General features: G+C 73.5%; 18 protein-coding genes and 1 riboswitch. Of the genes, 14 read left to right on the top strand and 4 right to left on the bottom strand.

Translation table 11 applies throughout. The features are described from left to right. Positions 1–158: 158 nt before the first annotated feature. A complete protein-coding gene (locus tag ACFWOG_RS29840) occupies positions 159–1,160 on the bottom strand; it encodes a class I SAM-dependent methyltransferase (protein WP_380361960.1) in 1,002 nt (333 codons plus the stop codon). Positions 1,161–1,568: 408 nt separating this feature from the next. After that, positions 1,569–3,026, bottom strand: a complete 1,458-nt coding sequence (locus ACFWOG_RS29835) for a glycine hydroxymethyltransferase (protein ID WP_380361958.1) — start codon at positions 3,024–3,026, stop codon at positions 1,569–1,571. 21 nt (positions 3,027–3,047) lie between these two features. After that, positions 3,048–3,144, bottom strand: a riboswitch (ZMP/ZTP riboswitch). Between the two features lie 306 nt (positions 3,145–3,450). Here ACFWOG_RS29835 and ACFWOG_RS29830 point away from each other — a divergent pair. The 9 genes from ACFWOG_RS29830 (at position 3,451) to ACFWOG_RS29790 (ending at position 12,763) form a co-directional block, all read left to right on the top strand. After that, positions 3,451–4,500, top strand: coding sequence for an ABC transporter permease (locus tag ACFWOG_RS29830; RefSeq protein ID WP_329948829.1), 1,050 nt, complete (start codon positions 3,451–3,453; stop codon positions 4,498–4,500). Between the two features lie 113 nt (positions 4,501–4,613). Continuing rightward, the gene (locus tag ACFWOG_RS29825; protein ID WP_380361955.1) at positions 4,614–6,365 is read left to right on the top strand and encodes an ABC transporter substrate-binding protein; all 1,752 of its coding nucleotides are present in this window, start codon (positions 4,614–4,616) and stop codon (positions 6,363–6,365) included. 97 nt (positions 6,366–6,462) lie between these two features. Next, entirely contained in the window at positions 6,463–7,455 is a 993-nt protein-coding gene (locus tag ACFWOG_RS29820; RefSeq protein WP_329880339.1) for an ABC transporter permease, read from the top strand. A gap of 31 nt (positions 7,456–7,486) precedes the next feature. After that, on the top strand, positions 7,487–9,250 hold the full coding sequence (locus ACFWOG_RS29815) for a dipeptide ABC transporter ATP-binding protein (protein WP_380361953.1): 1,764 nt from the start codon (positions 7,487–7,489) through the stop codon (positions 9,248–9,250). A gap of 107 nt (positions 9,251–9,357) precedes the next feature. Then, positions 9,358–9,879, top strand: a complete 522-nt coding sequence (locus ACFWOG_RS29810; protein WP_329948833.1) for a hypothetical protein — start codon at positions 9,358–9,360, stop codon at positions 9,877–9,879. Between the two features lie 221 nt (positions 9,880–10,100). Continuing rightward, complete coding sequence (locus ACFWOG_RS29805) at positions 10,101–10,664, top strand: EF-hand domain-containing protein (protein WP_329880345.1); 564 nt, start codon at positions 10,101–10,103, stop codon at positions 10,662–10,664. 54 nt (positions 10,665–10,718) lie between these two features. Continuing rightward, positions 10,719–11,351, top strand: coding sequence for an AAA family ATPase (locus ACFWOG_RS29800; RefSeq protein WP_329948834.1), 633 nt, complete (start codon positions 10,719–10,721; stop codon positions 11,349–11,351). Between the two features lie 122 nt (positions 11,352–11,473). Beyond that, entirely contained in the window at positions 11,474–12,025 is a 552-nt protein-coding gene (locus ACFWOG_RS29795; protein WP_380361949.1) for an AAA family ATPase, read from the top strand. Between the two features lie 156 nt (positions 12,026–12,181). Next, on the top strand, positions 12,182–12,763 hold the full coding sequence (locus tag ACFWOG_RS29790) for a dihydrofolate reductase family protein (protein WP_380361947.1): 582 nt from the start codon (positions 12,182–12,184) through the stop codon (positions 12,761–12,763). On the opposite strand, the gene ACFWOG_RS29785 is transcribed toward ACFWOG_RS29790, so the two are convergent. Continuing rightward, complete coding sequence (locus ACFWOG_RS29785; protein ID WP_380361945.1) at positions 12,741–13,751, bottom strand: EamA family transporter; 1,011 nt, start codon at positions 13,749–13,751, stop codon at positions 12,741–12,743. The two genes, ACFWOG_RS29790 and ACFWOG_RS29785, sit on opposite strands and share 23 nt — an antisense overlap. A gap of 331 nt (positions 13,752–14,082) precedes the next feature. Between ACFWOG_RS29785 and ACFWOG_RS29780 the strand changes: the two genes are divergently transcribed. After that, a complete protein-coding gene (locus ACFWOG_RS29780; protein ID WP_329948838.1) occupies positions 14,083–14,517 on the top strand; it encodes a gamma-glutamylcyclotransferase family protein in 435 nt (144 codons plus the stop codon). Between the two features lie 94 nt (positions 14,518–14,611). On the opposite strand, the gene ACFWOG_RS29775 is transcribed toward ACFWOG_RS29780, so the two are convergent. Further along, a complete protein-coding gene (locus tag ACFWOG_RS29775; RefSeq protein WP_329948839.1) occupies positions 14,612–16,072 on the bottom strand; it encodes a catalase in 1,461 nt (486 codons plus the stop codon). 175 nt (positions 16,073–16,247) lie between these two features. Between ACFWOG_RS29775 and cbiE the strand changes: the two genes are divergently transcribed. The 4 genes from cbiE to ACFWOG_RS29755 all read left to right on the top strand — a co-directional run. Next, positions 16,248–17,501, top strand: a complete 1,254-nt coding sequence (gene cbiE, locus ACFWOG_RS29770; RefSeq protein WP_380361943.1) for a precorrin-6y C5,15-methyltransferase (decarboxylating) subunit CbiE — start codon at positions 16,248–16,250, stop codon at positions 17,499–17,501. Then, on the top strand, positions 17,498–18,259 hold the full coding sequence (gene cobM / locus ACFWOG_RS29765; RefSeq protein WP_329880357.1) for a precorrin-4 C(11)-methyltransferase: 762 nt from the start codon (positions 17,498–17,500) through the stop codon (positions 18,257–18,259). Before cbiE ends, cobM begins: the two co-directional genes overlap by 4 nt. Next, a complete protein-coding gene (locus tag ACFWOG_RS29760) occupies positions 18,259–19,008 on the top strand; it encodes a cobalt-precorrin-6A reductase (RefSeq protein ID WP_329948842.1) in 750 nt (249 codons plus the stop codon). Before cobM ends, ACFWOG_RS29760 begins: the two co-directional genes overlap by 1 nt. 61 nt (positions 19,009–19,069) lie before the next feature. After that, on the top strand, positions 19,070–19,574 hold a 505-nt coding region (locus ACFWOG_RS29755), incomplete at its 3' end, for a DinB family protein (protein WP_380361940.1).

The raw sequence follows: 19,574 nt of genomic DNA, 5'->3' as shown, positions 1-19,574 counted from the left end.
CACCGCCCCCCCCCCCCGGGGTCGGCGCCCCGGGGCGCCGCGGCCCCCGGGGGCCGCGCTAACCCGCCGGCGGGTTTTTTTCCCGCCGGGCGCTTCCCCGCTCCGCTGTGCGGGGGGCGCCGGGTTCGTCGGGGTGGTCCTGCGGCGGAGTGCGGCGGTCAGCCGCGGCGGGCGCGGCGGATGGCGGAGGTGACGACCGGCGGGAGGAGGTCGCCCGCGACGCGCTTGGCCACGTTGGCCGGGCGGCGGCGTTCGGCGGCGAGGGCCCGGCGTTCGGTCAGGTCCAGCACGGCCGCCCGGCGCTCCAGTTCCGCCTCGTGGAGGGCCTGGTGCGCGGCCCGTTCGGCCTCGCGGCGTTCGGCCTCGACGGTGAGTCGGGCGTGGTGGCGCGAGACCGGGGACGGGGCGGCGCCCTCCGCGCTGCCGCCTATCCGCACCAGCCGGTGCCCGGCGAGCGCCTCGCTGGTGATGGCGCAGTGCGGGAGGGTGCCGCGCCGGGCGAGCAGGTCGAGCCGGGCAGGCTCCGGGTCGCCCCAGGTGCCGTAGAACTTGCTGTCGGTGAGCACGATCGGCTTGAGGCCGTGGTTGAACAGGGCCTCCCAGGTGGCGGCCGCGACGCCGGGGGTGTGCGCCGAGCGGTAGTCGTCGACGGCCACCACCCCTTGCGGGGCCAGCGCCGTACGGGCCACGTCGAGGTCGGAGGCCGCGTGCTCGTAGAGGTGCGAGGCGTCGATGTGGACGAAGCGGAAGGTGCCGGCCGGGAGGCGGCCGCCGGCCAGCACGGAGGTGGACGCCTGGACGATCTCCGGCAGCCTGTCGTGGAAGGACAGGTAGTTGGTCTCGAACGCGGTCCGGGTGAGCGACCGCCGGTAGGACATGTCCATCTCGGCGGCGTTCTCGACGTCCGGGGCGTCCGAATCGAAGAGGTCACAGACCGTGAACGTCTCGCCGGGTTGCAGGTGGGAGCCGATCACGATCGCGCTGCGCCCCAGGTAGGCGCCCATTTCCAGCAGGTCGCCGGTGAGACCTGCGGCTTCCTGCCGGCCGAGGAACCACTCGAAGAGATGACGGTCATGGTCCCAGAACCAGCCGGGGACGTCGTCGAGCACGGCGGGCTCGGTGAGCGGGTGCTGCTCGGTGCCGAGTGCGGTGTCGGTCACGAGGTGGCTCCTTACACGGTACGACCGACCGTCGGCCGCTCCCCGTCTCCGGGCGCGCTGCTGCCGGTCGGTGACGGGTCTCCGCCGGTTCACCGCCCGGGACGGACGGCGGACCGGGCGCGCGAACGCGGCTCAACCTGCCGCAAACGGTAGCCCCGGTACCCGAGCTCGCTGCAATCTACCGGTCACCGAACGGAGTTGGAGAGAGCCCGGAGCAAAGTATTTCGCCGCCCGGCGATTCTGTGGAAGGACCTGATCGGAGATGTTCGGGGGGCGGAGGAGCGTTCATCCATACTGCCGCCCAGGTGTCCGATTTGTCATCATCACGGAGATGATCTCCGCCCGCGGCACCAGGGGCGGGGTGCGGCGGCGGGGTGCGGGGGTCGCCCCCGCACCCCGCGGGGGCGACTACGCCAGGTCGACGCCCGGGTAGAGCGGGAAGCCGGCGAGGAGGTCGGCGGCGCGCTTGGCGATGCCGTCGGCGACGGCGGGGTCCAGGACGTACTGGGCCTTGGAGGGGGCGCCCGCGGCGGTGGTGGCCGGGGTGGTCGACCGCAGCACGGTGTCGATCAGGGCGGCGATCTCGTCCATCTCGGCGACACCCAGGCCGCGCGTGGTGAGCGCGGGCGTGCCGATCCGGACGCCGGAGGTGTACCAGGCGCCGTTCGGGTCCTGCGGGACGGAGTTGCGGTTGGTGACGATGCCGGAGTCGAGGAGCGCCGCCTCGGCCTGGCGACCCGTCAGGCCGTGGCCGGAGACGTCGGCGAGGACGAGGTGGTTGTCGGTGCCGCCGGTGACCAGCGTGCCGCCGCGCCGCAGCAGGCCCTCGGCGAGCGCCTGGGCGTTGTCGACGACCTGGCGGGCGTAGGTCCGGAACTCCGGGCGGCGGGCCTCGGCGAACGCGACCGCCTTGGCCGCCATGACGTGCGAGAGCGGGCCGCCGAGGACCAGCGGGCAGCCGCGGTCGACGTGCTCGGCCAGCTCGGCGGTGCAGAGCACCATGCCGCCGCGCGGGCCCCGCAGCGACTTGTGGGTGGTGGTGGTGACGATCTGGGCGTGCGGGACCGGGTCGTGGTCGCCGGTGAGCACCTTGCCCGCGACCAGGCCGGCGAAGTGCGCCATGTCGACCATCAGGGTCGCGCCGACCTCGTCCGCGATCTCGCGCATCACGCGGAAGTTGACCAGCCGCGGGTAGGCGGAGTAGCCCGCCACCAGGATCAGCGGGCGGAACTCGCGGGCGGTGGCGCGCAGCGCGTCGTAGTCGATCAGGCCGGTGACCGGGTCGGTGCCGTAGCTGCGCTGGTCGAACATCTTGCCGGAGATGTTGGGGCGGAAGCCGTGGGTGAGGTGACCGCCGGTGTCCAGGGACATGCCGAGCATCCGCTGGTTGCCGAGCTCCTGGCGCAGCAGGGCCCAGTCCTGCTCGGTGAGGTCGTTGACGTTGCGGACCCGGGCACGCCGGAGGGCGGGGCTCTCCACCCGCTGGGAGAGGACGGCCCAGAACGCGGTCAGGTTGGCGTCGATGCCCGAGTGCGGCTGGACGTAGGCGTGCTCGGCGCCGAACAGGGCGCGGGCGTGCTCGGCGGCGATGCTCTCGACGGTGTCGACGTTGCGGCAGCCCGCGTAGAAACGCCGGCCGACCGTGCCCTCGGCGTACTTGTCGCTGAGCCAGTTGCCCATCGCGAGCAGGACGGCCGGGGAGGCGTAGTTCTCGCTGGCGATGAGCTTGAGCGAGGCGCGCTGGTCGTCGATCTCCTGGCCGACGGCGGCGGCGATCCGCGGTTCGACCTCGCGGACGACGTCGAGGGCCGATCGGAACGCCGTGTTGGCGGAGGGGGTGGCGGCCGTGTGGGGCTGCTGGGCCATGACGGTCTCCTGGAAGGAGGTTCGGGGGGCCCAGGCGCTCGGCGACTTGACGTGATTCGGCACGGGGCCGCTTCCCGATGGTCGATTCCATCCGTGCGCGCCAGTCGCGGCCCGCCGGAATCGTATCAACGCCGCCGCTCCTGTGTCGGAGATCTCAAAATGCGGGACGACAGCGGACATGACATGACTTTTGTCCACGTATGTCCGTTCTACTGCTACGGCAGTATTGCGGCGGAATGAAGCCGCCGTCATTCCCGCAACAAAGCCGACGACAGGCCCGGGGAATGATTTGCGGAACTCCCTCGGTATCCGATCTGATGGCGCTCGGCGGCCCACCGGGAAACCCCCGGACCGGCCGCCCGGAAATGCACGTCAGCGCACCCTCACCCACGGGGCGGCGGAGAATTCGGGGAGTACGCCTCTCATGGCAGTGGTCGAACCAGTCGCAGGGCCCGCCGCGGAGCCGGCCCCCCGGACGCCACCCACGGCGCCCACGGCGCCCACCCGGTCGGGCTCCCAGGATCCCGGCCCGGCGCCGGACCGGGCGCCCGCCCCCGCGAGCCTGCTGCGGCGCGTCTGCCGCGACCGCACGGGAGCCGTCTCCCTCGCCGTCGTCCTCCTCTTCCTCCTGCTCGCCGTCGCGGCCCCGCTGATCGCCGCGCTGTACGGCAAGAACCCGACCGAGCACTACGGCCAGAACACTCCCGGCCTGCTCAGCGACGGTGGCCTGCCGGTCGCGCCCAACGGCGGCATCTCCGGGGAGTTCTGGTTCGGCCTGGAGCCCGGTCTCGGCCGCGACGTGCTCACCCAGCTGCTCTACGGCATCCGCACCTCGCTGCTCATCGCCTTCGTCGCGGCCGCCGTCACCACCACCCTCGGGGTGCTGGCCGGGGTCGCGGTGGGCTACCTCGGCGGGATCACCGACCGGCTGTTCGGCTTCCTCTCCAACGTCCTGCTGGCGTTCCCGACGCTGCTCCTGCTGCTCGCGATCAGCCCGGTGATCCAGTCCCGGCTGGTCGATCCCGGCACCGCGGAACCCGACTGGATGCAGTTCCTCGTCCTCATCCTGGTGTTCTCCGCGTTCGGCTGGATTCCGCTGGCGCTTTCCCTTCGCGCCACCGTCAGGTCGCTCCGGGAAAGGGATTTCGTGCAGTCCGCACGGGCGATGGGAGCGAGCGGATTCCATATCGTCTTCCGTGAACTCCTGCCGAATGTCCGGGCGCAGCTGCTGGTGCACGCCACCATGGCGGTGCCGACGTTCGTCGCCTCCGAGGCGGTGCTGTCGTTCCTCGGCGTCGGGATCAACGAGCCGATCCCGGACTGGGGCCGGATGATCTCCCGCGGCTCCGAGGTCTTCCAGGCCGATCCGACGTACATGTTCTTCCCCGGCATCGCGCTGCTGCTGTTCGTCCTCGCCTTCAACCTGCTCGGCGACGCCGTCCGGGACGCGCTGGACCCGCGCAGCGCCCGCTGAGGCGGCCGGTCCCCGACCGCTCGCCGCCGGCCGTCCGGCCCTCCCCGACCTTCCTCCCTTCTTTCGCCGTTCACCTATCCGCCCCGGGCCCCCGGGGCAAGGAGAGATTCGCCATGCGCTGGATCAGACCGTCCCTCGCCGTCGTCGCGACCGCCCTGCTGGCGACCTCCTGCTCGGCCGGCGCGGGCTCCACCTCCACCGGCACCGCCGCCTCGCCGAAGGACACCTCGCCGCTGACCGCCGCGCTCGGCACCGAGAAGGAGAGCGCCGGACCGGCCCCCGCCGTGCCCGGTGCCCGCGCGGGCGGCACGGTGAACGTCTACAACGCGACCGACTTCCGCCACCTCGACCCGCAGAAGGTGTACGCGGGCGCCGCCTACAACACCTCGCTGCTCTGGGGCCGCCAGCTCACCCAGTACCAGGTGGTGGACGGCAAGGCGAAGCTGGTCGGCGACCTCGCCACCGACACCGGCACCCCCGCCGACGGCGGCCGCACCTGGACGTACAGGCTGAAGGAGGGCGTGGCCTGGGAGGACGGCCAGCCGATCACCTCCCAGCAGGTCAAGTACGGCATCCAGCGCAGCTTCGGCAAGGGCTACGAGGTCGGCCCGCCGTACTGGCCGCAGTGGCTCACCGGCGAGGCGAGCTACGACGACGCCCGCAAGAAGTACGGCGGCCCGCAGGACGGCGACCTCGCCGCGATCGAGACGCCGGACGACCGCACCATCGTCTTCCACTTCCCGCAGCCGCAGGCCGACGTGCCCTACATGGCCGCCCAGTCCTCCTCGTCCCCGGTGCGCAAGGACAAGGACACCGGCACGGACTACGACCGGCTGCCGTACTCCAGCGGCCCGTACCGGATCGTCGAGCACGTCCAGAACACCCGCCTGGTCCTGGAGCGCAACCCGCACTGGAAGCCGGAGAGCGACCCGATCCGCAACCAGTACCCGGAGAAGTTCGTCTTCACGTTCGGCAAGGAAGCGCTCAACATCAACCAGGAGATCCTCTCCGGGCGCGACGGCGGAGCGGACGCGACCACGGTCGCCACCCAGCTCTCCCCCGAGCTGTACCAGACCGTGGACACCGACCCGAAGGCCAAGGAACTGGTCGTCTCGGGCCGGCAGGGCGCCTTCGTCACCCAGCTCGTGATCAACAACGAGCGGGTGGCCGACGTCGAGGTCCGCAGGGCCCTCCACCTCGCCTACCCGCGCCAGCAGGCCCGCCAGGTGCAGGGCGGCACCCGGGCCGGCGAACTCGCCACCACGCTCAGCTCCCCCGCGCTCGTCGACTGGCAGAAGTACGACCTGGACCCGGCCAAGCCGGAGGGCGACCCGGACGCCGCCAAGGCCACCCTCGCCAAGGCCAAGCAGGCCCCCGCCTCGCTCACCTACGCGTACGCCAACACGCCCAACGGGCAGCGGGTCGCCCAGGTCCTGGTCGACGGCTTCGCCAAGGCCGGCATCACCGTCGTGCCCAAGCCGATCGACCCCAAGGCGCTGCTGGACGAGACGCACCGCGCCGACTCCCCCTACGACCTGTGGGAGGAGACCAGCTCGGTCGACTGGCCGACGCCCTCCACGCTGATCCCGTTCTCCTTCGACGGCCGCGCCAACAGCGACCTCAACTCCGCCCGCTACCGCAACGCCGGGGTCGACAAGGAGATCGACCGGATCAACCAGATCGGCGAGCCGCGCCAGAAGGCCAAGGAGCTGTACGCGCTGGAGCAGACCGTGATGAAGGAGCTGCCGGTCCTGCCGTTCGCCTACCCGAACATGAACCAGCTGCGCGGCGCCAACGTCGGCGGGACGTTCATCCACCCGATCTACGGCTCGGTCAGCCTGGCCTGGGTCTACCTGAAGTCCTGACGCCCCGAAGTCCCCGGCGGCCCCGCCCGCCGCGCCGTGCACCGCACGCGCGGGCGGGGCCGCCCACCCCGACGCCCTCTGATTCGGACCGGCCACCATGCTCTCCTTCGCCCTGCGGCGGATCCTCCAGGCGATCGCCGTCCTGGCCGCGGTCTCCGCCGCCGCCTTCGTCCTCTTCTACGCCGCCCCCGCCGACCCGGCCCGCGCCGCCTGCGGTCCGCGCTGCGACACCGGCCAGGTCGCGGCGGTCCGTTCGAGCATGGGCCTGGACCAGCCGCTCCTCGCCCAGTACACCGACTACCTGGCCGGGGTCGTCGCCGGCCGGGACATCAAGGACGTCGACGGTTCGGTCATCCACTGCGACGCGCCCTGCCTCGGCTACTCCTACCGGCTGCACCAGCCGGTCACCGAGGCTCTGGTCGACCACCTGCCCGTCACCGTCTCGCTGGCCGTCGGCGCCTTCGCGTTCCTGCTGCTGTTCGGGCTCGGCACCGGCTTCGTCGCCGCCCTGCGCCACGGCACCCGGACGGACAAGCTCCTCTCCGGCTTCACCCTGGTCGGCGCCAGCGTGCAGATCTACTTCCTCGGGTACGTCGCACAGTGGGGGCTGGTCTACACCAGCGGGCTGCTGCCGCTGCCCTCCTACACCCCGCCGGCCACCGACCCGGCCGCCTGGGCCGGCGGGATGCTGCTCCCCTGGCTCGTCCTCGGCTTCGTCAACTCGGCCGTGTTCGCCCGGCTCTCGCGCTCCCAGCTGCTGGAGACGATGAACGAGGAGTACGTCCGGACTGCGCGCGGCAAGGGCCTCGGCCGGCTCCGCGCCCACCTCAAGTACACCTCGCGCGGCGCGGCCGGACCGCTGGTGCAGCTGCTCGGCCTGGAGGCGGGCGCGCTGCTCGGCGGTGCGGTGATCACCGAGACGGTGTTCGGGCTGAACGGCATCGGCCGGTTCGCCATCGAGGCCGTCGAGGGGCAGGACCTGCCGGCCGTGGTCGGTGCGGTGCTGCTGGCCGCCTGCTTCGTCGTGCTCTTCGTCGCGCTGGCCGACCTCGTGGTGGCCTGGCTCGACCCGCGCATCCGCCTCAGCTGACCCCGCCCCGCCGTTCCTGGAGCCTGTCCCGATGACCGAGCCCGCCACCACCCCGGACCCCGCCGAGGAGCCCGTGCTCCGCGTCCGCGACCTGTCCGTCTCCTTCGCCGACCCGCGCGGCGGCGCCCCCGTGGCCGCCGTACGCGGCCTCTCCTTCGACCTGGCCCGGGGCGAAGTGCTCGGTCTGGTGGGCGAGTCGGGCTCCGGCAAGTCCGTGACCGGACTCGCCGTGCTCGGCCTGCACGACCCGCGCACCACCACCGTCACCGGCTCGATCCGGCTGGGCGGGCAGGAGCTGGTGGGCGCCGAGGAGTCCGTGCTGCGCGAGGTGCGCGGCGGCCGGGTGGCGCTCGTCTTCCAGGACGCGCTCACCTCGCTCAGCCCGTTCCACGGGGTCGGTGCGCAGCTCGCCGAGATGTACCGGCTGCACCACCCCGGTGCCGGGCGCGCCGAGTCCGGGCGGCGGGCGGCCGAGATGCTGGACCGGGTCGGCATCCCGGGCACCCGGGTCCGCGACTACCCGCACCAGTTCTCGGGCGGCATGCGACAGCGCGTGATGATCGCGATGGCGCTGATGAACGACCCCGACGTGCTGATCGCCGACGAGCCGACCACCGCCCTCGACGCCCGCGTCCAGCGCCAGGTCCTCGACCTGCTCGGGGAGTTGCAGCGCGAACACGGCACGGCGGTGCTGCTGGTCAGCCACGACCTGGGTGTGGTCGCGGGCACGACGGACCGGACCCTGGTGCTGCGCGGGGGCGAGCAGGTGGAGACCGCCCCGACCGCGTCGCTGCTCGCCTCCCCCCGGCAGCCCTACACCCGGGCCCTGGTGGGCGCCGCGCTCACGCTGGACACGGTGCCGGGCACGCCGCTGCCGACGGTCGACGACCCGTCGCCCTCGTTCTCCTTCGCCGGGTGCGACGGTTCCGGCGCCGACACCGGAGCCCGTGCCCGTGCCGGAGCCGGTGCTCCCCAGGACGCTCCCGGCGGTTCACCCGGCGGGGCCGCGCGGGACGGTCGATGGCTGGTCGAGGTCGAGGACCTCGCCGTGCACTTCCCCGGCCGCCGCCGCTTCCCCGGCCGCCGGGCCGAACCCGTCCGGGCGGTCGAGGGGGTCAGCCTGCGGATCGCCCCCGGCGAGACCCTCGGCCTGGTCGGCGAGTCCGGCTCCGGCAAGTCCACCACCTCCCGCGTCCTGGCCGGCCTCCAGCCCGTCACCGGCGGGACCGTGCGGTACGACGGCGTGGACGCCACCGCCCCGGACCGGGCGCTCCGGCGGCGCCTCAGCAAGGAGATCCAGCTGGTCTTCCAGGATCCGTACGCCTCGCTCAACCCGCGCCGTACGATCGCCCAGACCCTGGACACCCCGCTGAGCCTGCACACCGCGCTGACCCCGGCGGAACGCCGCGACCGGTCCGCCGAACTGCTGGAACAGGTCGGCCTGCCGTCCTCGCACCTGGACCGCTACCCACACGAGTTCTCCGGCGGCCAGCGCCAGCGGATCGGCATCGCCCGCGCGCTCGCCCCCGAACCCCGGCTGATCATCGCCGACGAACCGGTCTCCGCACTGGACGTCTCGGTCCAGGCCCAGGTGCTCAACCTGCTGATGGAGCTGCGCGAACGGCTCGACGTCGCCTTCCTGTTCGTCTCCCACGACCTCGCGGTGGTCCGGCACTTCTGCGACCGGGTGGCCGTGATGCACCGGGGCCGGCTGGTCGAGTCCACCGACCGGGACCAGCTGTTCGCCGCCCCGCACACCGAGTACACCCGGGAGCTGCTGGCAGCCGCGCACTGAGGCCCGGCCGGCGCCCCTTCCCGCCGTGTCGGTTCCGGCACCCCGGTACCGCTCCGTCTACGATCGATCACCGGCAGTGACCCGCGCGTCCCCAAGAAGGGGTTCCGATGAGCCTAGTCCGCCAATCCGCCACCCTCCTCTACCTGTTGGGCCGCCTCCATCCCGAGGCGATCGACGGCATCACCCCGCACCTGCCCGTCCTGGGCCCCACCCGGCACGTGCACCTCGCCAACAGCGGCGGCGGGCCCGTGACCCTCGACCCGCAACCGATCCCGCCGGGCGCCGCCGAGCTGCGGCTCGCCGTCTCCGGCACCGTCAACGCGGTGGCCAACGCCGCCATCACCGCCCGCCTCTCCGGTGGCAACGTGCGGAACATCCTCACCGAGGTCGGTGACGACTGGTGCGGCACCCCGCACGGCAGGATCCCGTGGCCGAAGCACTGGCCGCTGCCCTGGCCGCCCGGGGAGCCCTACCCGATCGACCCCGTGTACGCCACCCCGGCCGTCCAGGCCCAGGCCGCGCTGGCCTTCCAGTCCTACGCCGGGGGCGTCGCCGACGAGGAACTCGGCTCCGCCTTCGGCGACCTGGCGGAACGACTGGCGGACGCGGCGCTCCGGAGCGCGGGCTGAGGACGCGCTCCCGCCCGGGACGGTCGGCGTCGAGGAGCGTGCGGCACACCCGTGTCGCGCCGCTCGCCGCCGACGGCCGCCACCGGGCCGGCAGGGGCGGCCGGCAGGGGCGGCCGGGACGGGAGGCGGGGGCGGGAGGCGGTTGCCGGCTTCGGCTGCGCGACGGCGCGGCGGCGGGTTAGCGTGCAGACTTCGGAGCGATCACCAACCGAGGGGGCACCGTGTCGGAGGAACTGCTGGTCGCCAAGATCAACCACGGCTTCGACCATCTGGACGCCGACGGGGACGGCCTGCTGACCGAGCGCGACCACGTCCTGATGGGGCATGCGGTGGCCCGGTCGCTCGGCCACGCCGAGGGGTCGGCGACGGAGGAACGGATCGTCGGCGCCTACCTGGCCATCTGGCGCGACCTGCACCTCGCCCACCTGCCGGAGGGCACCACGGCGGTCACCCGGGAGCAGTTCACCGCCTCGACCCTCTCGGTCGCCGACGACCCGGCCGCCGCACGGGCCGTCTTCGGGACGCTGGCCGAGGCGTTCCTGGCCGTCGCCGACGTGGACGGCAGCGGGACCGTCGACGCCGGCGAGTTCTTCGTCTTCCAGCGGGGCCACTTCTCCGCGCTCTCCCGCGACGACGCGGACGAGGCGTTCCGCCGGCTCGACCTGGACGGTGACGGGCGGCTCTCCGCCGCCGAATTCGTCTCCGGCATCGTCGAGTTCTGGACCAGTCGCGACCCCGACGCGCCCGGCAACTGGTGGGCCGGCAAGCCGTCCGCACTGTTCTGACCGACCCGGGCGGGTCGGCCGGGGGCGCGGGCGTCCCGGCGTAGGCTGGTCGGCATGCTCCTGTGGATCAACGGCCCGTTCGGCGGCGGCAAGACCCAGGTGTCGCACGAGCTGCGGCGACGGCTGCCCGGCAGCGTGGTCTGCGACCCCGAGGAGGTCGGCTTCGGGCTGCACCGGATGACCCCCCGGCCACTGCGGGGAGACTTCCAGGACCTGCCCGCCTGGCGCCAGGGCGTGTACGAGGTGCTCGACCGCACGCTCGGCCACCACCGGGGCACGGTGATCGCGCCGATGACGGTCACCGAGCCCGCCTACCTCGCCGAGACCGTGGGCCGGCTGCGCGAACGAGGCCACGACGTCCGGCACTTCGCCCTCCTGGCCGAACGGGAGGAGGTGCTGCGACGGCTGCGTGAACGCGGGGCCGGGCACGCCGTGCGGCTGGTCGCCGGGAAGGACGCGCCACTGCGCCGGGAGAGCTTCGCGGTGTCGCGGCTCGACCACTGCCTGGACCGCCTCAGCCGCGACGAGTTCGGCGAACACGTCCGGACCGACCGCCTCACCGTGCCCCAGGTGGCCGAACACCTCGCCGCGGCAGCCGGGTTGACACTCACGCCGAACACCGACGGCCCGCTGCGCGGGCGCCTTCGACGCGCCCTGGTCGGGGTCCGGCACATCCGGTTCGTCTGAGCGGACGGCGGCCCGGCAGCGGCGACCGGTCGACCGGCGGCACGAGCCCCACGGACGGCACCGGCGGCACGGACGGAACGGACGGAGCGAACAGGGGAAGAGAAGGAAAGACGGGGGAAGACGTGCGTCGTTACATCCTCACCGGCACACCGGGCGCCGGAAAGACCACCCTGCTGGCAGAGTTGGCCCGCCGCGGCTACTCCGTCACGGCGGAGGCCGCCACCGACGTGATCGCCCGCCGGCAGGCCGCCGGGGATCCGGAGCCGTGGACGCGGGCCGGTTTCGTCGACGAGGTCGTCACCCTGCAGCGCGAGCGGGCGGCGACGGCGACGGCGCCCGGGGAGGTCCGGTTCCACGACCGGTCCCCGGTCTGCACCGAGGCCTTGCGCACCTTCCTCGGCCGCCCCGCGTCCCCCGCGCTCACCGCCGAGCTGCGGCGCATCGGCGACGAACACGTCTACCGGAGCGAGGTGTTCTTCGTCCGCAACCTCGGCTTCGTCGAGCCGACGGCCGCCCGGCGGATCTCCTTCGAGGACGCGCTGACCTTCGAGCGGCTGCACGAGCGGGCCTACCGGGCGCACGGCTACCGGCTGATCGACGTCCCGGCAGCCGGGGTGGCCGAGCGGGCGGACCTGATCGAGGCGGTCCTCGCGCGCACCGCGCCGCACCGGTGAGGGCGAGCCACCGGACGAGGTGAGGGACAGGACGGCGGACGCGGTCACGGGTCGGAGACCAGCTCCTTCCCGGATCCCCCTTGCAACCACTACGGCCGGAGTACTATAACTGTCGTGGTCAGGGCGCGAGGCCCTCACCGAAACCCAAGGACGTGCATGCGCAAGCTCACCTACTACGTCGGCGCCACCCTCGACGGCTTCATCGCCGCGCCGGACGGCGACTTCGAGGTCCTCATGCAGTACGTCTCCGGCGACTTCCTCTCCTTCATGGTCGGCGAGTTCCCCGAGACCCTGCCCACGCCGGGCCGCACCGCACTGGGCGCGGCGGACGCTCCCAACAGGCGCTTCGACACCGTGCTCATGGGTCGCGGCACGTACGAACCGGGGCTGCCCGTCGGGCTCGCCAACCCCTACGCCCACCTGCGACAGCTGGTCTTCTCCCGCTCCCTGACGCAGAGCCCCGACCCCGCGGTCGAGGTCACGGCCGCCGACCCGCTGACCCGGGTCCGCGCACTCAAGCAGGAGGACGGCCTCGGCATCTGGCTGTGCGGGGGCGCCGATCTGGCCGGACAACTCCTCCCCGAGATCGACGAGTTGATCGTCAAGCAGTACCCGGTCGTGACCGGCTCGGGCATTCCGATGTTCCGCGCGGGCTTCGCGCCGCACACCTTCCGACTCGAAGCGTCCCGCACCTTCGACAACGGGGTCGCCGTCCTCACTTACGCGAAGTCCGACTGACGCTCACCACCAGGCAGACACCCACGACCACGATCGCCCCACCCAGCAGGGTGGGGCCGGTCAGTGGCTCGGCCAGCACCAGCCAGCCGAGCAGCACCGCCACCACCGGGTTCACGTAGGCGTAGGTGGCGACCAGGGTCAGCGGCGCCGAGCGCAACAGCCACGCGTACGCGGTGTAGGCGACCAGCGAGCCGAACACGACCAGGAACCCGAGTGCCAGCCAGGACCGCCCGGAGACCTCGCCCAGGTCGAGCCCGTGCTGCTCACCGCGCACCAGTCCTATCAGCAGGTTGCCGAGCCCGCCGGCGAGCATCTGGTAGGCACTCGCGGCGAAGACGTTGCCGGGCATCCGGATCCGCTTCGCGGCGAACGACCCGAACGCCCAGGTGACCGTGCCGCAGACCACCGCGATCACGCCGCCGATCGCGATGTCGCCGCCGATCGCGGGCGCCGAGAGCACCCCCAGCCCGACCAGTCCGAACAGGACGCCGGCCAGTTCCACCGGCTTGGGCCGGTGGCCGTCCGCCGCCGTCAACAGGACCATCCACAGCGGCACCACGGCCACCACCAGCGCGGCCAGACCGGACGGGATCGAGTTCTCGCCGAGCACCACCAGGCCGTTCCCGCCGGTCAGCAGCAGCCCGCCGACCAGCGCGGAGGATCCCAGCTGCCGCAGGTCCACCCGGAGCCCCTCGCGCCCGTGGCGGAGCGCGACGAACCCGACGAGCAGCAGGCCGGCGGTCAGGAACCGCGCCGCGGCGGAGAGGAACGACGGCATCGTCTCCAGCGCGATCCGGATCGCCAGGTACGTCGATCCCCACACCACGTACACGATCCCGAGGGCCACCCACACCTGCCCTCCCAACCGCGCCGCCGCGGGACCGGCACCGGCGGGGCCCGCGTCGACGGGACGGGCATCGGCGGGTGCGGCACCGGCGGGTGCGGCGGCGGAGGCCGCGCCCGGCTTGCCTGCGACGGGTGCTGTCATGGGTGTCCCCCTAAGACGGTACTGGCGTTCACCCGCCATGACACCGCATCAGCCGACCTGGACGCCAGTGGGTATCACCGGACGATCGGCCACCGGGCACCGAAAGCAGCCCCATCCGGACAAACCCGGCACCGGACGGCAGCCGGCGGCGGGGTGACGGCAGAGCAGCGGACGAGGCTGCGGACGACGCAGCGGACGGAGGCCGACGGGCGGCGCGCGGACTCCGGACCACGAACGACGGCCGGGGGGTGGCGCCCGGCGGACGACGAGTGCTGGAATCTGTCACCCGCCGATGCCGTCCGTCGGCCGCCCGGTCCCGCAGGAGAGCCCCATGCCCACCGCCCCGCCCGCCCCCGACCTCCCCTTCTTCGTCTACGGCACGCTCCGCCCCGGCGGGCGCAACCACGCCGTGTACCTGGCGGGCCGGTGCGCCGAGGTCCGCGGCGCGGTCCTGGAAGGAGCGGCCCTGCACGAGGGACCGGGGTTCCCCTACGCGGTACCGGACGCCGCGCCCGGGCGGCGGATCGTCGGCGAACTCGTCACGGTCCGCCGGGGCGCGTACCCGGAGGCGCTCACCGCCCTGGACCGCCTGGAGGACTGCCGGACGGACGGCACCGGGGAGTACGTCCGGGAGCGGCTGGCCGTCCGGACCGCCGACGGCGGCACGGCGGAGGCGTGGGTGTACCTGGCCGGCCCGGACGTCGCCGCCCGGCTGCGCGCGCACCCCGCGCTGATCGCGTCCGGGGACTGGCTGCGGGCACGCTGAGGGCGCGGGCCCCGTCCTCGGCCCGCGCCCTCCCTCGCCGTCACGCCCTCAGGCCGTCACGCGCTCAGGTCGTCACGCCCTCGCACCTCGGGCGTCAGTCCTTGCCCACGCCCGAGGCGACCCGGTCGCCGAGCGCCTTGTCGACGTTGCGCCAGTACTGCACCGCCCGGTCCAGCACCGGATCGCTGACCCCGCCCTTGAGGTGCCCGACGATGTTGGACACCAGCCGGTCGCGCTCCGCGTCGTCCAGCACCTTGCGGACCATCGTGCCCGCCTGACCCCAGTCGTCGTCCTCGGCGTGCAGCGAGTAGGCCTCGCGCACCATGTCGCCGGAGGTCTGCCAGCCGGCGGACGGATCGTCGTACACCTTCGGGTCCGCGGCCGGCCCGCCCTTGGAGTTGGGCGCGTACGGCGCCGCGGTACGGGCCGGGTCGAACCGCATCGGGCCGTCCTTGGCGTACGAGTGCACCGGGACGTGCGGCCGGTTCGGCGGCAGCTGCGCGTAGTTGGGACCGATCCGGTACCGGTGGGTGTCGGGGTAGGAGAAGATCCGGCCGAGCAGCATCTTGTCCGGCGAGACGCTGATCCCGGGCACCAGGTTGGCCGGTTCGAAGGCGGACTGCTCGATGTGGACGAAGTAGTCCTCGGGGTTGCGGTTCAGGGTCATCGTGCCGACCTTGACCAGGGGGTAGTCGCCGTGCGGCCAGACCTTGGTGAGGTCGAAGGGGTTGAACCGGTAACCGGGCGCCTCGTCGAACGGCATCACCTGCACGTACAGCGTCCAGGACGGCGGGTTGCCCCCGTCGATCGCCTGCCAGAGGTCCTCGCGGTGCAGGTCCGGGTCGGAGCCGGCCAGCCGGTCGGCATCGGCCTGGGTGAGGAACTCGACGCCCTGGTCGGTCTTGAAGTGGTACTTCACCCAGAACCGCTCGCCACCGGAGTTGATCCACATGTAGGTGTGCGAGCCGTACCCGTTCATGTGCCGGTACGACTTCGGAAGGCCGCGGTCCCCCATCAGCCAGGTGACCATGTGGGCGGACTCCGGCGAGAGCGTCCAGAAGTCCCACTGCATGTCGTGGTCGCGCAGACCGTTGTCCGTGCGCCGCTTCTGCGAGCGGATGAAGTCCTGGAACTTGATCGTGTCGCGGACGAAGAAGACCGGCGTGTTGTTGCCGACCAGGTCGTAGTTGCCGTCCTCGGTGTAGAACTTCAGCGCGAAGCCGCGCGGGTCGCGCCAGGTGTCCGGACTGCCCTGCTCACCGGCGACGGTCGAGAACCGGGCCAGCATCTCCGTCCGCTTGCCCGGCTGGAACAACGTCGCCTTCGTGTAGCGGCTGACGTCCTCCGTCGTCTCGAAGACGCCGTACGCCCCGGACCCCTTCGCGTGCACCACCCGCTCCGGCACCCGTTCACGGTTGAACTGGGCCATCTTCTCGATCAGGTAGTGGTCGTGGAGCAGGATCGGGCCGTCCCTCCCCACCGTGAGCGAGTTGTCGTCGCTCGGCACCGGGATCCCGGCGTTGTTGGTGGTGTACGGGACCGCTGACTCGGACATGGTGCCCTCCGTTGCGTGCTGAGGTCCCCCCGGTCGACGCTAACCCCGCCCGGCAGGGCATGCACCCTGGCCACCCCCCGGACGGACAGCGCCAGGTAGGCTGCCCCGGGGCCGAAACCGCAAACCCGGCCGGCGGGCCCCGAGCCACCCCCGCAGATCCACAAGGAGCCCCCCGGTGCCCCAGCAGCCACCCCCGCTCACCGTCGTCGGGATCGGGGCGGACGGCTGGCCCGGCCTCGCCGGCACCGCGCGGGCCTCGCTGCGGACGGCCGAGGTGGTGATCGGCGGCCCCCGGCAGCTCGACCTCCTCCCCGCGGACGAGGTCTCCGCCGAACGGGTGCCGTGGCCGACCCCGCTGCGCCCGGCCGTCCCGGGGCTGCTCGCCCGGTACGCGGACCGCCGCGTCGCCGTCCTGGCCAGCGGCGACCCGATGTTCTACGGCATCGGCCGCACCCTCGCGGAGATCGCCGGCCCCGACCGGCTGCGCGTCCTGCCGCACCCCTCCTCCGTGACGTACGCCTGTGCCCGGCTCGGCTGGCCGCTGGAGTCCACCGAGGTCGTCAGCCTGGTCGGCCGCCCCCTGGACGCCCTGCGCCTCGCCCTCAACCCCGGGCGCCGCCTGCTCGTCCTCAGCGCCGACGCCGACGGGCCCGGTGCCGTCGCCGCGCTGCTCACCGCGAGCGGCTTCGGCGCCGCCCGGCTGCGGGTGCTGGAACAGCTCGGCGGCCCCGCCGAACGGCAGCTCGACGGCCCCGCCGACGGCTGGCCGCACCCGCCCGGCGACCGGCTCAACCTGATCGCGGTCGACCTCGGCGACACCGGCCCCCGCACCCCGGTCGTCCCCGGCCTGCCCGACGGCGCGTACGAGAACGACGGCCAGCTGACCAAACGCCACGTCCGTGCCGCCACCCTGGCCACCCTCGCGCCCGTCCCCGGCGAACTGCTCTGGGACGTCGGCGGCGGCTCCGGGTCGATCGCGATCGAGTGGCTGCGCGCGCACCGCGACAACCGGGCCGTCACCGTCGAACGCGACCCCGTCCGGGCCGGGCGGATCGCCCGCAACGCCGCCGCGCTCGGTGTCCCCCGGCTGCGCGTCGTCACCGGCGCCGCACCCGCCGCGCTCGCCGGGCTGCCCGCCCCCGACGCGGTGTTCGTCGGCGGCGGGCTCACCGCGCCCGGCCTGCTGGACGCCTGCTGGACCGCGCTGGCGCCGGGCGGGCGGCTGGTCGCCAACACCGTGACCCTGGAGTCGGAGGCACTGCTCACCGAGTGGTACCGGCGGCACGGCGGCGAGCTGCTGCGGCTCGCCGTCGCCCACGCCGTCCCGGTCGGCGGCTTCACCGGCTGGCGCCAGGCCATGCCGGTCACCCAGTGGTCCGCCGCCAAGCCTGCCGCCCAGTCCCTCACCCCCCGGGAGAACGCCTCGTGACCGTCCACTTCATCGGGGCCGGCCCCGGCGCCGCCGACCTGATCACCCTGCGCGGCCAGCGGATCCTGGCCCGCGCCGAGGTCTGCCTCTACGCGGGCAGTCTGGTGCCTCGCGAGCTGCTGGACGAGTGCCCGCCGGGCGCCCGCCTGGTCGACACCGCCAACCTCAACCTCGACCAGATCGTCGAGGAGCTGGTCCGCGCCCACCGGGCCGGACAGGACGTGGCCCGCCTGCACTCCGGCGACCCGTCCGTGTTCAGCGCCGTCGCCGAGCAGATGCGCCGGCTCGACGCGGCCGGCGTCCCGTACGAGGTCGTACCCGGCGTGCCGGCCTTCGCCGCCGCGGCCGCCGCCCTCAAGCGCGAGCTGACGGTGCCGACCGTCGGCCAGACCGTCATCCTCACCCGGATCGCCAAGCGCGCCACCCCCATGCCGGAGGGCGAGGACCTCGCCACCCTCGGCCGCAGCGGCGCCCTGCTCGTCCTGCACCTGGCCGCCGGGTACGTCGACGACGTGGTGGAGCAGCTGCTGCCGCACTACGGCGCCGACTGCCCGGCCGCCGTCGTCGCGATGGCCAGCCGGCCGGACGAGCTGGTGCTGCGCGGCACCGTCGGCTCGATCGCCGGACAGCTGAAGGAGACGGGCGTGGTCCGCACCGCGGTGATCATCGTCGGCCGGACCCTCGCCGCCGAGCAGTTCCGCGACAGCCACCTCTACTCGGCGGACCGCGAGCGCCCGCACGAGCCCTGCGGGTCGTAGTGGCGCCCCACCTGCTCGTCCTCGGCGGGACGACCGAGGCGCGGACGCTCGCCGCCGCCCTGGCCGGCTCGCCGCTCAGGGTCACCAGTTCCCTCGCCGGGCGGGTCGCGGACCCGCGGCTGCCCGTCGGCGAGGTCCGGATCGGCGGCTTCGGCGGCCCGGACGGCCTCGCCGCGTGGCTGCGCGCCGAACGGGTGGACGCCGTGGTCGACGCCACCCACCCGTTCGCCGCCGTCATGTCCCGCAACGCCGCCGAGGCCGCCGCCGCGACCGGCGTGCCGCTGCTCGCACTGCGCCGCCCCGGCTGGACGCCGGTGGAGGGCGACCGCTGGCACCCGGCCGCCTCCCTCGCCGCCGCGGCGGAGCTGCTTCCCCCGCTCGGCCGGCGGATCCTGCTCACCACCGGACGGCAGGGCATCGGCGCGTTCGCCCACCTCGACGGTCTGCACTTCACGGCCCGGTCGGTCGATCCGCCCGAGCCGCCGGTGCCCGCCTCGCTCCACGTCCTGCTGGACCGCGGCCCGTTCACGCTGGAGGGCGAACGCGCGCTGCTCCGCGAGCACCGCATCGACGTCGTGGTCACCAAGGACAGCGGCGGCGCGGCCACCGCCCCCAAGCTCACGGCCGCCCGTGAACTGGCCCTGCCCGTGGTGGTCGTGGAGCGTCCGCCGCTCCCGGCCGGCGTCCCGGTCGTGGAGACCGTCGGAGCCGCGCAGGAGTGGATCGCCGGGCTCGACCCGAGGGCCTAGGCCCGCGTCCGCCCCTCGAAAACCCGGTGCCGTGGGCCGACCGCCCTGCGAGCATGATCCGATGGACGCCTACGATCGCGCCGACGCCGCGCGGACCGAACCCCTCCGCACCGCCGACGAGCGTGCCACCCTGGTCACCTTCCTGGACCACCAGCGGGCCACGTTCGTGATGAAGTGCGCCGGACTGACCACCGAACAGCTCCGCGCCCGCCCCCTCGCGCCCTCCGCCCTCTCGCTGCTCGGCCTGGCCCGCCACCTCGCCGAGGTCGAGCGCGGCTGGTTCCGCAACGTCCTCGCCGACGAGGCCGTGCCCGGCTACTGGAAGCGCCCCGACGGGAGCTTCAGCGAGTTCGACGTCGAGGACGCCGATCCGGAGGAGGCCTTCGCCGTCTGGCGCGGCGAGTGCGAGCACGCCCGGCAACTCGTCGCCGCCACTGAGTCGTTGGACTTCGTCGGGCACTACCGGGGGAGCACCGGGGCCGACGGCGACGACGCCTACTCGCTCCGCTGGATCCTCACCCACATGATCGAGGAGTACGCCCGCCACAACGGCCACGCCGACCTCC

The organism is Kitasatospora sp. NPDC058406 (assembly GCF_042722765.1).
Taxonomy (GTDB): Bacteria; Actinomycetota; Actinomycetes; order Streptomycetales; family Streptomycetaceae; genus Kitasatospora.
Note: the sequence above shows the minus strand (reverse complement) of the source record. Positions and strands in the feature narration are given on the sequence as shown.